Here is a 427-nt window from a genome sequence, read left to right on the forward strand (position 1 = left end):
CAGCCCCGAAGGTCTGGAGTGTGCGATGAACGGCGGCAAACAGTAACTCGGCAAAGCGCTCCCGATTAAAGCGCCAGAGCGGATGTAGCTCGGCGGGGAGTGTAAAAATCATATGGTGGTGCGGACAATCGAGCAGCACCGAGCTCAACCGCCGCAGCCAGCGCTCCTGAGGTAAGGCGCAGCACTGTGGGCAGGCCCGGTGTTTACAGGAGTTATACCAGACCCCTTGAATGTGGCCGTGTGGGCAACATTGGACATGAGCACCGAGCGCGGCGGTCCGGCAGAGCTTGAGTCGCGAGACAGCCTTGAGCTGTGGCAGCGAGACCCCGTGCAGAGCCCGGAAGGCGGCAAAGTGGTCAGTCAGTAGCGATTGCATGGTGTGTTTCATACACTAAGCTATAGCCAATGACTGTATGTTTAGCCAGTG

General features: G+C 58.5%; 1 protein-coding gene. It reads right to left on the minus strand.

Annotated elements, in window-relative coordinates:
- A partial coding sequence (locus ACZYTD_RS17190; protein WP_463893920.1) for an IS91 family transposase occupies nt 1–376 on the minus strand: 376 nt, incomplete at its 3' end.
- Between the last annotated feature and the right edge of the window lie 51 nt (nt 377–427).

This window comes from Pseudaeromonas sp. HNCC25DJ180 (genome assembly GCF_055413345.1).